The 15,799-nt window shown below is 54.3% G+C and carries 13 protein-coding genes; 8 read left to right on the forward strand and 5 right to left on the reverse strand.

Annotated features, from left to right (window positions below; translation table 11 throughout):
* Positions 1–156: 156 nt before the first annotated feature.
* The 5 genes from DD586_RS08760 to DD586_RS08780 all read left to right on the forward strand — a co-directional run bounded on the left by DD586_RS08760 (position 157) and on the right by DD586_RS08780 (position 5,225).
* Positions 157–1,197 (forward strand): ABC transporter permease, encoded by a 1,041-nt coding sequence (locus DD586_RS08760; RefSeq protein ID WP_012884448.1) that lies wholly within the window; start codon positions 157–159, stop codon positions 1,195–1,197.
* Complete coding sequence (locus tag DD586_RS08765; RefSeq protein ID WP_012884449.1) at positions 1,194–2,054, forward strand: ABC transporter permease; 861 nt, start codon at positions 1,194–1,196, stop codon at positions 2,052–2,054. Before DD586_RS08760 ends, DD586_RS08765 begins: the two co-directional genes overlap by 4 nt.
* A complete protein-coding gene (locus DD586_RS08770; RefSeq protein ID WP_012884450.1) occupies positions 2,041–2,883 on the forward strand; it encodes an ATP-binding cassette domain-containing protein in 843 nt (280 codons plus the stop codon). Before DD586_RS08765 ends, DD586_RS08770 begins: the two co-directional genes overlap by 14 nt.
* Positions 2,883–3,566 (forward strand): ABC transporter ATP-binding protein, encoded by a 684-nt coding sequence (locus tag DD586_RS08775; protein ID WP_080516766.1) that lies wholly within the window; start codon positions 2,883–2,885, stop codon positions 3,564–3,566. The genes DD586_RS08770 and DD586_RS08775 overlap by 1 nt, the downstream gene beginning before the upstream one ends.
* A 78-nt stretch (positions 3,567–3,644) precedes the next feature.
* Complete coding sequence (locus DD586_RS08780) at positions 3,645–5,225, forward strand: ABC transporter substrate-binding protein (RefSeq protein WP_012884452.1); 1,581 nt, start codon at positions 3,645–3,647, stop codon at positions 5,223–5,225.
* Between the two features lie 51 nt (positions 5,226–5,276).
* On the opposite strand, the gene DD586_RS08785 is transcribed toward DD586_RS08780, so the two are convergent.
* Positions 5,277–6,563 (reverse strand): chloride channel protein, encoded by a 1,287-nt coding sequence (locus DD586_RS08785; protein ID WP_012884453.1) that lies wholly within the window; start codon positions 6,561–6,563, stop codon positions 5,277–5,279.
* 135 nt (positions 6,564–6,698) lie between these two features.
* Between DD586_RS08785 and DD586_RS08790 the strand changes: the two genes are divergently transcribed.
* Positions 6,699–7,397 carry a metallophosphoesterase gene (locus DD586_RS08790; protein ID WP_041164384.1) on the forward strand — a complete coding sequence of 233 codons (699 nt, stop codon included), beginning with the start codon at positions 6,699–6,701 and terminating at the stop codon, positions 7,395–7,397.
* Positions 7,398–7,551: 154 nt separating this feature from the next.
* Here DD586_RS08790 and DD586_RS21980 read toward each other — a convergent pair whose 3' ends face one another.
* The gene (locus DD586_RS21980) at positions 7,552–7,737 is read right to left on the reverse strand and encodes a hypothetical protein (RefSeq protein ID WP_157668895.1); all 186 of its coding nucleotides are present in this window, start codon (positions 7,735–7,737) and stop codon (positions 7,552–7,554) included.
* Positions 7,738–7,835: 98 nt separating this feature from the next.
* On the opposite strand from DD586_RS21980, the gene DD586_RS08795 reads away from it, so the two are divergent.
* Entirely contained in the window at positions 7,836–8,135 is a 300-nt protein-coding gene (locus DD586_RS08795) for a hypothetical protein (protein ID WP_012884455.1), read from the forward strand.
* Between the two features lie 122 nt (positions 8,136–8,257).
* Here DD586_RS08795 and DD586_RS08800 read toward each other — a convergent pair whose 3' ends face one another.
* On the reverse strand, positions 8,258–9,805 hold the full coding sequence (locus tag DD586_RS08800; protein WP_012884456.1) for a methyl-accepting chemotaxis protein: 1,548 nt from the start codon (positions 9,803–9,805) through the stop codon (positions 8,258–8,260).
* 724 nt (positions 9,806–10,529) lie between these two features.
* Between DD586_RS08800 and DD586_RS08805 the strand changes: the two genes are divergently transcribed.
* Positions 10,530–11,762, forward strand: coding sequence for an alginate lyase family protein (locus DD586_RS08805; protein ID WP_012884457.1), 1,233 nt, complete (start codon positions 10,530–10,532; stop codon positions 11,760–11,762).
* Between the two features lie 144 nt (positions 11,763–11,906).
* Here DD586_RS08805 and DD586_RS08810 read toward each other — a convergent pair whose 3' ends face one another.
* Both DD586_RS08810 and DD586_RS08815 read right to left on the reverse strand, forming a co-directional pair.
* A complete protein-coding gene (locus tag DD586_RS08810) occupies positions 11,907–13,595 on the reverse strand; it encodes a methyl-accepting chemotaxis protein (RefSeq protein ID WP_012884458.1) in 1,689 nt (562 codons plus the stop codon).
* A gap of 281 nt (positions 13,596–13,876) precedes the next feature.
* Positions 13,877–15,691, reverse strand: coding sequence for a sensor domain-containing diguanylate cyclase (locus DD586_RS08815; RefSeq protein WP_012884459.1), 1,815 nt, complete (start codon positions 15,689–15,691; stop codon positions 13,877–13,879).
* Between the last annotated feature and the right edge of the window lie 108 nt (positions 15,692–15,799).

Genomic DNA, 15,799 nt, shown 5'->3' on the forward strand with positions numbered 1-15,799 from the left:
ACTGGCGGTGTCCTGGCGACACGTTGACGGTGTTAGCCAGTAGGGTAAGCAGACACTGAGGCGGCGGTTGTCTATACCGGTCCGGCGGCAGTGATGATACCATGCTGGCAACGTGTCACGACCGGGATTGTCAGACCGGTAACAAGGCCACCGTCAATGAGTTCATTTTATCAACAGATATGGGGAACTGCGGCGCGTCCCGGTAAGGTGCTGGGTGGTTTCCTTTCACTATGCCTGACGCTCCTGGGCCTGTTGTTTTTTACCTTCCTGTTAACCCATTTGGCATCGGTCGATCAGGTGTTGCCCGTGACGGGAGAGCATGCCAGTGATGCCACTTATAGCCAGGTGCGCCAGCAACTGGGGCTCGACAAACCATTGTGGCTGCAATTCTGGGATTACCTTTGCGCGCTGATGCAGGGCGATTTCGGCGTATCGCGTACCACCTCACAACCGGTGCTGGACGATTTACTGCGTACCTTTCCCGCGACCTTTGAACTGGCGACCTGTGCTATCGTGCTCGGGTTTGGCGGAGGGATCACGCTGGCACTGTTATCGGCGCTGAAACCCGGCGGCGTGCTGGACTATCTGGTACGCGGGGTTGCGTTGCTGGGCTATTCCGTACCGGTATTCTGGATTGGGTTACTGAGCCTGCTGCTGTTTTACTCGGTGTTGCACTGGTCTGCCGGTCCGGGACGAGTCGATGACATTTATCAGTATTCGGCAGAATTACCGAGCGGATTTGTGCTGTTTGGCAACTGGAATAACGATCTCATAATGCTTCGCAATGCGCTGGCGCACCTGTGGCTGCCCGCCTGCGTACTGGGATTTGTATCAATGGCCAGCATCGCGCGGATGTTGCGCACAGCACTGCTGGAAGAGAGTGGCAAAGAATACGTCACGCTGGCCCGTGCGATGGGTGCCAGTCGGTGGCGGATCCTGCTTTTCCATATCCTGCCCAATATTCAGACGGTCATGGTGACGGTATTGATGCTGTCTTACGCCAGCTTGCTGGAAGGGGCGATTCTGGTTGAAACGGTATTCTCCTGGCCCGGCGTAGGGCGTTACCTGACGACGGCGCTGTTTGCCGCCGACATTCCGGCGGTACTGGGGGCGACGCTGTTGATTGGGGTCTGTTTCATCCTGCTCAATGCACTGGCGGATGCGCTGATCTTTTTGCTGGACCCCCGCACACGATGAGGTGGACATTCCTGTTCCCGGTTAACCGTCAGTCAGCGCGCCGGCGCGTTGTGCTCAACAGTATTAATGTGTGTTTTTTTATGCTGACGTTGCTCACGCTGGTGGCGCTTTTCGCCCCCTGGCTGGCGCCGTTTGATCCCTATACCCACAATGTCATACAGCGATTGCAACCGCCGGGCCCGGAACATTGGCTGGGGACCGACGGTTTTGGTCGTGATCTGTTATCACGGGTGATTTATGGTACCCGTCCCGTATTGATCATGGTGGCGCTCATTCTCATCATCACGATTCCCGTCGGGTTGCTCGTGGGGGTGGGCGCAGGTTATCTGGGCGGTTGGATAGACCGGGTGTTGATGCGATTAACCGATATCATGCTGGCACTGCCGGGGCTGGTGATTGCGCTGTCGCTGGTCGCGGTGCTGGGCCCAGGATTACTGCATGGCGCACTGGCGCTGGCGTTAAGCGCCTGGCCGCAGTTTGCCCGACAGGCGCGGGCTGAAACGATGGCGCTGCGTAACAGTGAGTTTCTGCTGGCGGCCCGTATGCAAGGCATTAACGGATGGCGACTGATGTACGGCCATGTGCTGCCATTGTGTTTGCCCGGTGCGCTGGCCCGTGCGGCGATGACGCCGGGCAATATGATTTTGGCCGCTGCTGGCCTGGGCTTTTTGGGGCTGGGGGCACCGCCGCCGATGGCAGAATGGGGTGCGATGGTAGCGGAAGGCAGTAATGTGATGCTGGAACAGTGGTGGGTCGCCACTATGCCGGGGTTAGCGATTTTCCTTACCAGCCTGACCTTTAATTTACTGGGCAACGCACTGCGCGACAGACTGGACCCTCGTTATGGCAAATACTGACTCCTGCTTGCTGGAGGTTGAAAACCTGTCGATCTGGCGTCGTAACGGCCAGCCGCACGTGCTGGTGCACCCGTTGTCATTTAGTATGCGGCGAGAACGGGTGGCGCTGGTGGGCGAGTCTGGCGCGGGGAAATCGTTATTAGCCTGGGCGCTGATGGGGTTGTTGCCGTATGAATGTCAGATGCGGGCGGAGCGACTTGAGCTGGCCGGGCAGGATCTGTTGCGATTTAGTTCGACGCAGTGGCGGCAATGGCGTGGCAGACGTGTGGCGATGGTGATGCAGGAGCCGAAACAGGCATTAAATCCGATGCGCACGATAGGCTGGCAAATGGAGGAGCCGCTGCGGCTGCATACTCGCTTGCCGCGCCAGGAAAGACAAGAGCGCGTGCTGGAGAGCCTTAACGCTGTTGGCCTGGCGGAGTCCGGTGGGGTGTTGGCCTGTTATCCTCACCAGATTTCCGGCGGGATGGCACAGCGGGTGATGCTGGCCATGGCGATGATTACCCAGCCGGACCTGTTGATTATCGACGAACGCACCTTTGCGCTGGACAGGGAAACCCGGGTGCAGGTGCTGTCGTTACTCGACCACCTGCTCACTGAGCATCACATGGGGCTACTGTTGATTAGCCATGATTTACCGCTGGTTGTTCACCACTGTTCTCACATACTGGTGATGCGCCAGGGCCATTTGGTGGATACGCTGGCTGCCTCTCAGCTACCGAATGCGACACACCCCTACACCCGGATGCTATGGCATTCCCAGCCGGGTAAACACACGCACGGACAGATATTGCCGATGATGCCGGACGAGCCGGAAGGGACGGCATGATGCACGAACCGATGGCCGTGGTAGTTGAACACGTGAGTGTAGCGCACTGGCAGGGGTATCAGCGCCATGACGTTGTGCATAACGTCAGTTTCACGGTGGTGCAGGGCGAGTGTTTCGGGTTGGCCGGGCCATCCGGCAGCGGCAAGTCCTCGCTATTGTGGGCGCTGGCCGGGCTGAACCCCCACAGGTCAGGAACGATGACATTGCTTGGGCAGCCGATACATCCCGGTCAATCATTCGGGCCGGAATTGCGGCGACAGGTACAGATGGTCTTCCAGGATCCCTACGCGTCGTTGCATCCACGTCATACTCTGCGTAAAACCCTGAGCGATCCGTTGCGGCTGATGGGCATAGCCGATGTTGACGAGCGACTGGCTCAAGGGATGGGGCAACTGGGTCTGCACTGCTATCTGTTGGATAATTACCCGCATCAGTTATCTGGCGGACAGCGCCAACTGATGGCGTTATTGCGCACGTTACTGATGCGACCGCGCCTGTTGTTGCTCGATGATGCCACCTCAGCGCTGGACATGCTCGGCCAGGCGCGGGTGTTCAATGTCCTTACGCGCTTGCGAGAGAGCGGAGACCTGACCATGATCCTGGTTAGTAATGACTGCAATGTGATGGAACATATGTGCGAACGCGTGTTGTGGATGCAGGACGGCAGGCTACAATCTCACTGAACACAATCCCACTTAATACAATCCCACTGACCATCATCCTTCTGACCACATGGATGCCGCGATACTGAGGACGAAACGATGAAGGCATGGTTTGCCGTTTTACTGACGCTGATATTCAGCCTGCCAGCGAGAGCATTGACACCGGACGATACGCTGGTCGTCGCGATTTCCCTGAACAGTATTATCAGTTTTGATCCCGCGGAAAGTTTTGAAACCGTCAGCAGCAGCTGTCTTACCTCACTGTATCAAGGGCTGGTTACCAGCAGTCGTGATAATCCCACCCAACTGAAACCGGCGTTAGCACTCGACTGGCATCCCGGCCCGGACGGGCGAAGCCTGACGTTTACCCTTGACCCCGGTGCGGTGTTTGCTTCCGGTAACCCGGTACAGGCTGATGATGTGATTTACTCACTGACCCGGGCGGTGAAGCTGAATAAAACACCGGCGTTTATTCTTAATGAACTGGGGTGGGAACCGGGCAATATCGAGGCGCAATTTCGCAAAATCGACGATCAGCACCTGGAAATACGCTGGACCCGTAATATTGGCGGCGAACTGGTGTTGCGGCTGTTGTCGGCCAGCGTTGCGCTGATTGTCGACAGTAAAGTGGTGGAAAAACACAGTGACAACGGTGATTTTGGCAACAAGTGGCTGAAGACGCATTCGGCGGGCAGCGGCAGTTATCACATTCGACACTATTTGCCGCAGCAGGCTCTGTTGCTGGAGAGTAACCCCTACGCCCGTCGCCCACCGATATTAACGCGGGTGATTTTGAAAGACGTGGCTGACCCGAGTGTGCGGCGCCTGTTGCTGCTGCAAGGTGACGCTGATGTCGCGTACGATCTGGGGGCCGATCAATTCAGCGCTTTGGAAAGTCACCCCGGCGTGACGGTGCAAATGACCTCAGGCACCAAAATCTATTATCTGGGTTTTAATACGCGCAGCAAGACGGCGTCGTTTCTCGGGCAACCCGCTTTTTGGCAGGCGGCGCGCTGGCTGGTTGACTACCAGAGCATTGCGCAGCAATTATTGAAAAAACAGTTCAACGTGCATCAGAATTTTTTGCCGCAGAGCTTTGATGCCGCACTGCAGGAAGAGCCGTTCCGGCTCGATGTGGCGAAAGCGCGCCAGATATTGCGCGATGCCGGAATAGCGGCGGGCAGCCGGTTTACCTTGCTGGTGGCGAATCAACCACCGTATGTGGAGGTGGCGCAGGTGTTGCAGGACAGTTTCGCCCGCGCCGATATTCGTATTGATGTACAGATGGTGGCAGAAAGCGAACTGTGGACGCGTATGCGTAGCGGTCGCTTTGAGGCGGTATTTACCTACTGGGGGCCAGACTATGTTGACCCCAACAGTAATGCCAGCGCGTTCGCGCTTAGCCAGCCCGGTACGTTGGCCGGGCGGTTGGGGTGGTCGGCCCCGGAACTTAGCCAGATGACCCGAGCGGCAGCTGCACAGTTCGACCCCGTGGTGCGGCGTGATATCTACCAGCAATTGCAACGAGCGGTCAGGGATGACTCGCCGTTCGTGCTTATGTTGCAGGGTCGGCGTCTGGTTGCGGTACGCAGTACGCTGGTGAATGCCCGCCAGAGCATGACCAATTCCATGCTCTATTTCGATGAAATCAGCAAGGCGAAAACAGTGCCATCAGAATGATGATGGCTGTTCTGCCCGCTCGTTTCCCCATCGGCGATGGGGTATCCAGCGTTATTTTTTATCTGCCGTCAGGTTCTCAATCAGCATGCTGGTACTGACCGCGCCGGTAATACACAGCGCCATGGGCGCAAAGAAATCATCACTGACATGAGTCAGTTCCATAATCAGCACCAGACTGGTGATCGGCATTTTCATGGAGGTCGCCAGAAACGCGGCGGCACCAATGACGGCATAGGCACCCGGCTGATTATCTGGAAAGAACCACGACCAGATACCGCCCATCGCCACCGCCAGTAACGCGCCGTTTGCCAGCCCCGGTGTCAGCAGGCCACCTTGCGCGCCAGCGCGCAGACTGCCCCATTGCACTAACACCTTGCACCCTAATAGCAGTAACGCCATCGATACTGACAGCTGGCTAGTGAAGCTCAGCTCTGCCGGTCCTTTGCCGTTGCCAGCCAGTTGCGGCAGCATGATCACCAAGACCCCCAGCAACGCGAAGTTGAGCAGGTTAGTGATAATCAGCCAGGCGTCTCGCGGCGAATGCTGTCGGGCATGGCGGGTGAGGCGGGTAAACCCATAGGCGGCGACCCCAAATATCGGCCCACAGATCAGCGCCCAGACGGTCAGGTCGCTGGATACCGTCAGCGGCATTGTCAGGTGGTACTGGTATTCATCACCCAACGCGACACGGGCTATCAGGGCGGCTGTCGCACTGGTGAAAAAAGCAGCCAGACAGGTTTTGAGCTGAACGCGCGCCAGCAGAACTTCCACGACAAACAGCGCACCGCTTAACGGAACGTTATACACCGCCGCCAGACCGCCACCGGCACCGCAGGCAATCAGCAACCGGGTATCTTCCGGGGTCATGCGTAATGCCCGCGAGAGATGGGTAGCGGCCAACGCCCCCAGCTCACGCGGTGCCACTTCCCGGCCCAGCGGCGAGCCGAGTGCGACGGTCGTAATCTGTAATAAGGTATGGATGATGGTTTCTTTTACCGGCATGTCAGGTTTATCGGCCTGTAATGCCGCGTTGATGTTGACCAGCCGACGACCATAACGGTAGAGCGCATACCAGCCGAACCCAGCTACCAGTCCGCCCGCCAGCAAGGCAAAAAACCGGCGGGTGGGTTCTGCCGCACTGACACCCTGTAAAAAACTCTCCTCGCTGATGATATGGTCCACACTGTAACCATAGGCCAGGTGTTGGATGGTGTGGAGCAACAGCGCCAGTAACATACCGCCAAGACCAGACAGAATGCCGGTTAGCAGCAGTGCGATGGCAAAACGAAAACGCTGGGACAGGTTCCCGGACACTTTCTCGGACATTATTTCGGACATACTCACTCACATCAGCTGTGGAAAACTGCATTGCCGCATCATTATCACCGCACATTGTACGGACTATAATTGTACGGACTATACCTCAACGGGAGGTCTCTTGGCTGCATGCGGGCGGCAGGGGGGGCAGGTATCATGATCAATGTTCAACCACCGCCAGCCTATCAGCGCATTACCGGCGTCGACTGGCGACATATCTTTGTTGTTGGCGACCTGCACGGTTGCTATCCGCTGTTGATGGTGGCACTGGAGCAGGCCGGGTTTGACACCAGTTGCGATCTGCTGGTGTCCGTCGGTGATGTCATCGATCGCGGGCCCCAAAATCTGGCTTGTCTTGATTTGTTGCAACAGCCGTGGTGTCGCGCCGTGCGGGGTAATCATGAGCAGATGGCGTTGGATGCGTTAAACGATGCCAGTCGTATTGCGTTGTGGCGGGCCAATGGCGGCGACTGGTTTTTCAGGCTCGAGGAACAACAACAGGGGCTGGCTCGCCACGGGTTGTCACAGGCGGCGCAATTGCCTTATGTCATCGACATCGAGACCGCAACCCAGCGTACGGTGGTGGCGCATGCCGATTATCCGGCCGACGGCTACCAGTTTGATCAGCCGCTGCCCTGGGCGCAGGTGTTATGGAATCGGCAACGGCTCAGCCAGGCGATGGCGGGGATCGGCGGGCCTATTGTCGGCGCAGACGCTTTTCTGTTTGGTCACACGCCGTTGCGAAAGCCGCTGACGTTCGGGAATATCCACTATATCGATACTGGTGCGGTATTTGGCGGTGAGCTGACGCTGTATTGTGTTCAACGAGCCGAGAAATCCTGTGGCGGGAAATAAACATATACCTATGGTGAATACCATCGGCGGAAAGTAAAGATGAATCGATATTCTGGGGAATAAAAATAGTCATTTTTTCGGCGTTATCCGAATAATCGTTCTATGCTTACTACTTCGAATTTTATTCGAGACTCCATGCGAGTGATGTTAATCATCAATAAAAATCGTTCTTCACCCCATGCGGTGTCAGGTTGTCGATAACCCGGCGCGAAGGCGCGCTTTGCAAGGCGTTTAGCCGCTGGTGTCGCTGCAGGATACGGTGTGCCGATAGAGTATTTGGTAACGTGACGGTGCGGGGAATAACGTTTTCTGAGTAAGACATATTTTCTGGATAAGACATATTTCCTGGGTAAAAAACATTGTCTTGGGTAAGAAACATTGTCCTGGGGCAAAAAACATCATCTTGGGTAAAAACAGATTCTGGGTAAGGAACGTATCGTGAAAAAATATCTCCTCCACTTATTGTGTGCGTCATGTGTTTTATTGGCTGCGACGGCAGACGCGAAAAATACCCGCCTGAGCGATAATGAGATCAAGCAAATTATTATTGAGGAATCTATTGCCAGTTATGCGGGGAATTGTGCCTGTCCGTATAATTCGGCCAGTAATGGCAGTCGCTGTGGTGGGCGTAGCGCCTGGAGTCGCAAAGGCGGTGCGGCACCTGCCTGTTATAAAGACGATGTGACAAAAGAGCAGGTGGCGCGCTGGCGTGAAAACAACAAGTCGCGAGCACAGTAACCCGTTACGCATCGATCTCCACGTCTGTCCGGCGTGGGGAGTTTCCAGAACGGCACCTGAAAAAACGCCCTGAGGTTATCATCAGGGCGTCGTGTCATAGAGCCAGGAACGGTTGAGATGCGTTACCGGAATACGTGTAACGCCTGTTCCAGTCGGCGAGCCTGCTGTTTTAACTGATCAGACGCCTGTGCGCAGGCGTTGACCTGAGCCGCATTTTTCTGGGTAATCTGTTCCAATTCTTCCACCGCACGGCCGATTTCAGACAACCCAACCGTTTGTTCTTTGGTCGAATCCGCAATATGCGCAATCAACTGGCTGACGCTATTTACCCGGGTGACGATGTTCTGTGTACTGTTGCCTGCGTCCCGCACATGGGTGGAGCCGGTGCGAACCTGTGCCACGCTGGATTCGATCAACTGCTTAATTTCATTGGCTGCACTGGCGCTGCGCTGTGCCAGATTGCGCACTTCACCAGCTACCACGGCAAACCCTTTCCCTTGTTCGCCAGCGCGCGCGGCTTCCACCGCAGCGTTCAATGCCAGAATATTGGTCTGGAAGGCGATGTTATCGATGATGGAGGTAATACCGGCGATTTTCTCCGAACTGGCGACAATGCTGTCCATGGTCTTTTCCATTTCGCCGATGACCCGACCGCCGCTGATGGCCGCATCACAGGCGGTGGAGGCCTGCTGACTGGCTTCGCTGGTGGTCGTGGTGTTGGTCTGCACCGTGGTATTGATCTCGTTCATGGCGGCGGCGGTTTGCTGCACATTCGCTGCGGTACGTTCGGCGTGGTCACTCATGTCTTCACTGCCGTGGGCCAGCTCGTCGCTGGCGGAACGGATGTTCAGTACCTGCGTGCTGATGTCATCCACCAGCCAGCGAAACATCAACCCCAGTTGTCCGATAGCACGCTGGATGGTGCCAATTTCATCGCCACGACTACCATAATCGAGGGTGGTGACGTTGCCGGTGGCGATATCCAGCGCCTGTTGTTTGACCATTTCAATCGGTTTGATTAACTGCCACTCCAGTAAGCCGTCCAGCAGCAGCATCATGCCGGTCATAAAGGTACTGGTGATATAAAAATCGGTATCGAATTGGCCATGCATTGACCAGAACACGATGTAGCTTATCAACGCCGTCAGTGTGATAAGCCCGCGCAAGCGCCAGCGCATTGATATCAACTTCAGACGTGAAAACAGCCCGGTTATGCCAGTGCTAAACAGTACCCCTTTGTGTAATTTCAGGTTCTTACCCTGATCGCTGCGCATGGTTTGATACAGTTTTTCCGCCGCGTCCACATCCTGACGGGAAGGTTGGGTGCGCACGGACATATATCCGGTCGTGCGTCCCTGGCGCACAATCGGAACGGCGTTGGCACGTACCCAGTAGTGATCGCCGTTTTTGCGGCGGTTCTTGACCAGTGCTGTCCAGGGTTCTTGCTGCTTGAGTGTTTGCCACATGTCGCGAAAGGCTTCGACCGGCATATCCGGGTGACGAACGAAATTATGCGGTTGCCCATCAATTTCATCAGGCTCAAAACCACTGACCTCAATAAACGCATCGTTGGCATAAACAATATGGCTATTCACGTCGGTGACCGACATGAGCGTGGCATCCTTGTCAAAAACATATTCCCTTTGTGTGACTGGCTGGTTGTTGCGCATTTCAGGTCCTCGTGAAAATTATTTTTAGTTTGGACTTCAGGGTCTGTCGCATTGAAAAGTGTATAGCCGCGATGCTTCAGCGTGCAGGTGCGCTGGTTTTATTATCCCGTCTTCCCTGACGTATTCCTGTTCGAAGGGCGTCGTGCGTATCAATGCTGACGCCCCGCTATTACGTTATTTGGATACCCGTAGCGTAATCTGTGATTTTTTTACCTATAGTTCGCTTTTTAATGAAAAGCTGACGATATATGCCCCTCTCTGTGTATAAACAGCCAATCGCAAACGTGGTTAACGATTATGTAACCTAACAATAACAGGCATGTACATGAGATCTGATCCGATATCATTTTAAATTTAGCATTTGTCTGGCAAATTTCATTTTTCGCCGGAAATAATGATGCGCTATCGCAAGGTTGTGATGAAAAATAAAGTGGGGTAACGGTTATCAACGGTGTTGAGATAGTAAAAGGTTGTGATAGCAAAAAAAGAAAAGCGCTATCATTTCGGTCTGGTCTTGGCGTATTTACGCGTGCTAATCAGCGCTGGCGTAAGTGGTTCAATGGTATGACCGACTGCCGTGTTGTCACGAAGAATTAAGAGATACCGCTACAGGATATGTCTATGATGGCTGGCGCGTCTGACTGCAAGTCAAGGCCAAGTCGACTTATCCGGCACAGACGTTATTACTCAGCAAAATTACTCAGCAAATTAGAAGGATCTCACTATGCTGTTCATCTCTCTGCATCATTTCTCGTGCTCATTGTGTTGGCGGTGTAACCGGATAACCCGGCCTCTTCGTTACCTGTTGGCGCTGTTGCTCATGTCGAGTGTTATGTCGGTGCAGGCGGTAACGACGTTCGCTCATCCCGGCCTGCTGCATACTCAGGCGGACTTCGATCGCATCAAAACGCAACTGGCAAATGATGCAGAACCCTGGAAAAGTGGTTGGAATAAACTTATCAGCAATAATCATGCATCTCTGAACTGGAAGGCTAATCCGGTTGAGATTGTCTACCGTGGCGCAAACAGCGAAGGGGCGGAGAATTACGGGCGGTTGTATAACGATGCTGCAGCGGCCTACTCGCTGGCGTTGCGCTGGAAATTGAGCGGTGATAGCGCCTATGCCGACAAAGCGATAGACATTCTGAATGCCTGGTCGTCCGTGTTGAAGGATATTCGTGGCACCAGTGATCGCTATCTGGCCGCCGGGATTTACGGTTATGAGCTGGCGAATGCGGCTGAACTGATGCGTGATTATCCAGGCTGGAAACAGGCTGATTTTAGTCGTTTTAAGGCCATGATGTTGAATGTGTTCTATCCGCTCTGTCACGATTTTCTGGTTCGACATAACAATGCCCGTATCGATCATTATTGGTCGAATTGGGATCTGGCGCAGTTGAACACGGTTCTGGCCATCGGGGTGCTTGCCGATAATCGTGATATCTACAGCGAAGCCATCAATTATTTCAAAACAGGCAGCGGCAATGGCGCCATTAATCATCTGGTCTGGATGCTGTATCCGCAGGTTAACATGGGGCAGATGCAGGAAAGTGGCCGCGATCAGGGCCATGCCACGCTGGCGGTGGGATTGGCGGGATCGCTGGCGCAAATGGCCTGGAATCAGGGCGATGATCTGTTCGGTTACGATGATAACCGGCTGCTGAAAGGCGTAGAGTACGTTGCCGCTTATAATTTGGGTCAGGACGTGCCTTACACCCCCTACACGAACAGCGATGTTACCCAAACGGAGATCGCCGCGGGCGGGCGCGGTACATTGCGGCCTATCTGGGAACTGCTTTATAACCACTATGTGGTGCTGAAAAAACTGGATGCGCCTTATACCAAAGCGTTTGCCGAAAAAGTGCGCGCTGAAGGTGGTGGCGGCAACTATGGGCCGAACAGTGGAGGATACGACCACCTAGGATACGGCACCCTGATGTTCACGCTGGCTCAGTAAATCGTCGTTCTTATGAAAACGGCCTGCCTCATCTGACAATATCCGGTATGCAGGCCGTTTTTCATCGTATCCTTGGTTTCGCATCAACGGGTTTTATTCGTTATCACGAAAGCTCAGGAAAACGGTGTAACGTGATAAGGCAGGTCAGAATGTCTCCCAGTTGCCGGTATCGTGGTAGGCACCGGCGGTGGCGGCTTTGCCGGGAAGTGTTAACGACGAGGGTTTAGCGGATGTGCCGATGACGGGACGGTTTCTTCCGCTGTCCTGGGAGGGCGTTGCATGAAGCCGGAACAGCGACACCGCATGGTTAAGGTGGTCGCTTTGCTCTTCCAGCGATACGGCCGCATTAGCGGATTGTTCTACCAGTACCGCGTTCTGCTGTGTGACGCGATCCATCTCGCTGACGGCCTGACTGACCTGATCGATGCCACGGCTTTGCTCTTCCGATGCACTCGAGATTTCCCCCATGATATCGGTGACGCGTGAAACAGCTTTCACCAGATCTCCCATGGTTTCCCCGGCGGACGTTACCAGCACCGAGCCTTCGTGTACCCGATTAACGGAGTCCTCGATGAGCCCTTTGATTTCGTGGGCCGCTTCGGCGCTGCGCTTTGCCAGATTCCGCACTTCACCGGCTACCACGGCAAAGCCGCGACCCTGTTCCCCCGCACGCGCGGCTTCTACCGCGGCGTTGAGCGCCAGAATATTGGTCTGAAAGGCGATGCTGTCGATAAGCCCGGTAATATCACTGATCTTCTGCGAACTGCCACTGATTTGTTTCATCGTGCTGACCACGTTATCCACCACCTGCAACCCTTTGTGAGCGGTATCAGACGCGTCACGCGCCAGCTGAGAGGCATGACGGGCGTTGTCGGCGTTCTGTTTGACGGTTGCGGTCAACTGCTCCATGCTGGCAGCGGTTTCTACCAGTGATGCTGACTGTTGCTCGGTGCGTGATGACAGATCGCTATTCCCGCCAGCAATTTCACTGGCGCTGCGATAGATTTCATCTGCGCTGGTACGCACTTTCCCGACGGTATCAGTCAGCGACTGCTGCATATGGCGAACACTCTGTGCCAACTGGCCAATTTCATTTTTCGCTTCAATGTGCAGCGACTGTGTCAGGTCACCGGTGGCGATGTGGTGCAGGTGCGTTATTACCCGGCGTAATGGCTGCAACAGGACGCGGCGAATATAGACCCAGGCACTGCTGGTGGCGAAAAGCAGGATCAACACACAAACGGCTATCACGATGATACTGTAGTCATAATTTTGGTTGCTATCGCTCACCGCGCTGTCATTCAAGGCATCGTTTTGACGGAAATAGGCATCAAAGGAATTCTGGAAGGCGTCCTGCATTTTTTGTGTCGGCAGTGCCTGAATGGTTTTGACATCCTGCGTTTTAATCAAATCGACGATTTGCTGTAATACGCGACGCAGTGCCTGATAATGGGTGTCGATGTCTTTCGCCAGCGCGGCGTCCTGTACCGACAGTAATGGAATTTGAGCGTAGGCGGCGAAATGTTTGTCTGCCTGAGCCAGCGACTGATTGGCGACATCAATCAGCTCGGCCGATTTTCCGGCGCTGGGGATGTTGTTGGTTTCCATAATCATCCGCGCGATGGCGCGGTTCATGGTATTGCGTGTCTGGATCAGGGCTATCCAGGATGCATTCAACTCGCTGCTCTGTTTACGCAGGGTTTGTGCGACGACGAAGTTATTGCGATCACTCTTCATGGCGCCAAAGAAAAAACCGTAACTGACCAACTGCAATAGACTTAATGCCAGTAGTAATGAAAAAAGTCCGGTGACAATTTTTATATTTCTGAACATGGTTTGCTCTCGGTGATGGAATAATGACGTCGGTAAAAAAGCCATCGGCAATCAAAAGTGAGAACTTTAAAAAAAACGTGATTATCATCACAGGAAATACTTATGACACAGCTTGTCGTTATTCCAGCGGAATAAGCAGTATGATCGTCCGGACAATATTATTTTTATAGTTTTTCGTTATTCGCATGCTGGCAAATGGGGTTGCTGATTATGGCAAATCTGGTAATGGCAAAGTAAGTGATGACGAGGTAAATCGTCATCAGGCTAAAATGGTAGGGTCATTATGCCGGGGGCGCATAACGGCGTTTCGCCCGATACATGGCGCTATCCGCTTTGCGGATCAGTTCATTGGCGTTAAGCGGCGCGTCCTCTTGCAAAATGGCATGCCCTACGCTGGCAGAGAGCGTAATCGTCTGGTGACGAATGGTGACCGGTTTTTCAATCTTCGCTTTCAGTTTTTGCGTGATGATGCGAATTTCGCTGGCCAGATTCTGCTGTTCATGAATAACCATCAGAAATTCATCCCCCGCCAGCCGTCCGATGAAATCGTAAGAGCGGGTATTCTGACGTAGCAGACGGGCAAAGGTTTTGATGACCCGATCGCCAAAATCATGTCCGAACTGGTCGTTATAGTGTTTGAATTTATTGATATCAAAAAATAACAACGCCAGCGCCCCACGCCGTTTTTTGCTCGCCAGCCGTTGCAGGTAACTGATGACGGCGCGGCGGTTAGGCAGGCCGGTCAGGTGGTCGTGATTGGCCTCAAACGCCAGCCGGTCGCGCAACACCGTCAGGTAGGTGATATCGGTGGAGAGGATATAGGTGCCGAGCTGCGGCGATTCAGCGGGCACCAGTTCGGTATGCAACGTGATGCGTTGACCATCAGGCATGTCCAGCTCATGCTCAAAAGACGCTGGGTGTTGTTTCTGGCGCGATTCCTCCAGGCGCGGCAACAGCAACGCCAGTTCCTGAGGGCGAAATATGTCGTGGATATTGCGCTGATACAAGGTGTCATGCTCATGACCGATTAGCCTGCGCAGGTGGCGGTTGGCGAAAACCAGTACGTTATCCGGACTGATGCAGGAAATCATCGCCGGGATATGGTCAGTAATGTCCTGAATGAATTGATGGCTTTGGTACAGTTCGGCGGTGCGCTGTTCTACCCGGTTTTCCAGCTCCTGACTCAGGTCGCGTAGTCGCTGTTCCGAAGCCTTCTGCGCGCTAAGGTCGGTCAGCGCCAGTAATAGCCCGAATTTGCTGCCGTCTGGATTGCTGAGTACCGAAATCGAGACCTGCGCCCACAGTTCGCTACCGTCTGCGCGAATGTAGCGGCGTTGCTGCGTACTTTCCCGCACGTCGTGATTCATCAGCAGTTCGTGGTCTGCGATCAGCGCGGGTAAGTCCTCTGGGTGGACGACGTTCTCTACCGGCAGCGTCAGTAACGTTTGCTCGTCGTAGCCGAGCATGTCGCAAAACGCGGGATTGAATTTTATCGGCCGTTTATCTGGGGCTACCAGCGCCAGACCAATGGCCGCGCTGGAAAACATCTGCTGGTTAATGTAATCGGCATGATGCAACCTTTCCTGCGCTATCGCTTCGCGTGCCTGCATTTCGGCTTTATGCAACACGGTTTGTACAATGCAGGCCAAATCGCTCAACTGCTGCAGTTCCTCGTCGCTAAAGGTGCGTGGCTGGTGGTGATACAGGCACAGCGCGCCCAGTGGCTTACCGAGTGAGGAGAGCAGTGGGTAACTGGCGTGAAAACGAATCGGATCCGCGCCGGTGACCAGCGGATTATTCACAAAGCGTGAATCCAACAGGGTGTCAGGAACGATCAGCGGTGCGTTGGCACTGACGGTATGAGCGCAGAAGGAAAACTCGATAGCCGGTTCCTGACGCGGAAAGTTCTCTTTTGTCAGAAACCACTGGCGTTCGCTGTTAACCAGCGAAATCACCACGCTCTGCACCTGGAAAAAGGTACGGGTGATGCGTGCCAGACGTGGGAGTTCATCAGCAGGCTGGGTGTCGAAAATATTCAGCATGCGCGCGAGAATGTCTTGCTGTTCTTCGCTACAACGATGGCATGGGGACGTCATGACGAAACCTTATAATGCCTGATGATAATGGCTGTCAGCTCTGCGAAGGGCAGAGTGCAGCGGATGTCGCCATCCCACAATTGGCCTGAGCGCTTTTCCGGTATGATT

The sequence above is a fragment of the Dickeya parazeae Ech586 genome (assembly GCF_000025065.1).
In the GTDB taxonomy this organism is placed as follows: domain Bacteria; phylum Pseudomonadota; class Gammaproteobacteria; order Enterobacterales; family Enterobacteriaceae; genus Dickeya; species Dickeya zeae.

Bases quoted from the DNA above. Each gene is read 5' to 3' on its own strand.
- DD586_RS08760 (WP_012884448.1), top strand. From the start codon at position 157: ATGAGTTCATTTTATCAACAGATATGGGGAACTGCGGCGCGTCCCGGT.
- DD586_RS08765 (WP_012884449.1), top strand. From the start codon at position 1,194: ATGAGGTGGACATTCCTGTTCCCGGTTAACCGTCAGTCAGCGCGCCGG.
- DD586_RS08770 (WP_012884450.1), top strand. From the start codon at position 2,041: ATGGCAAATACTGACTCCTGCTTGCTGGAGGTTGAAAACCTGTCGATC.
- DD586_RS08775 (WP_080516766.1), top strand. From the start codon at position 2,883: ATGCACGAACCGATGGCCGTGGTAGTTGAACACGTGAGTGTAGCGCAC.
- DD586_RS08780 (WP_012884452.1), top strand. From the start codon at position 3,645: ATGAAGGCATGGTTTGCCGTTTTACTGACGCTGATATTCAGCCTGCCA.
- DD586_RS08785 (WP_012884453.1), bottom strand. From the start codon at position 6,563: ATGTCCGAAATAATGTCCGAGAAAGTGTCCGGGAACCTGTCCCAGCGT.
- DD586_RS08790 (WP_041164384.1), top strand. From the start codon at position 6,699: ATGATCAATGTTCAACCACCGCCAGCCTATCAGCGCATTACCGGCGTC.
- DD586_RS21980 (WP_157668895.1), bottom strand. From the start codon at position 7,737: ATGTCTTATCCAGAAAATATGTCTTACTCAGAAAACGTTATTCCCCGC.
- DD586_RS08800 (WP_012884456.1), bottom strand. From the start codon at position 9,805: ATGCGCAACAACCAGCCAGTCACACAAAGGGAATATGTTTTTGACAAG.
- DD586_RS08805 (WP_012884457.1), top strand. From the start codon at position 10,530: ATGCTGTTCATCTCTCTGCATCATTTCTCGTGCTCATTGTGTTGGCGG.
- DD586_RS08810 (WP_012884458.1), bottom strand. From the start codon at position 13,595: ATGTTCAGAAATATAAAAATTGTCACCGGACTTTTTTCATTACTACTG.
- DD586_RS08815 (WP_012884459.1), bottom strand. From the start codon at position 15,691: ATGACGTCCCCATGCCATCGTTGTAGCGAAGAACAGCAAGACATTCTC.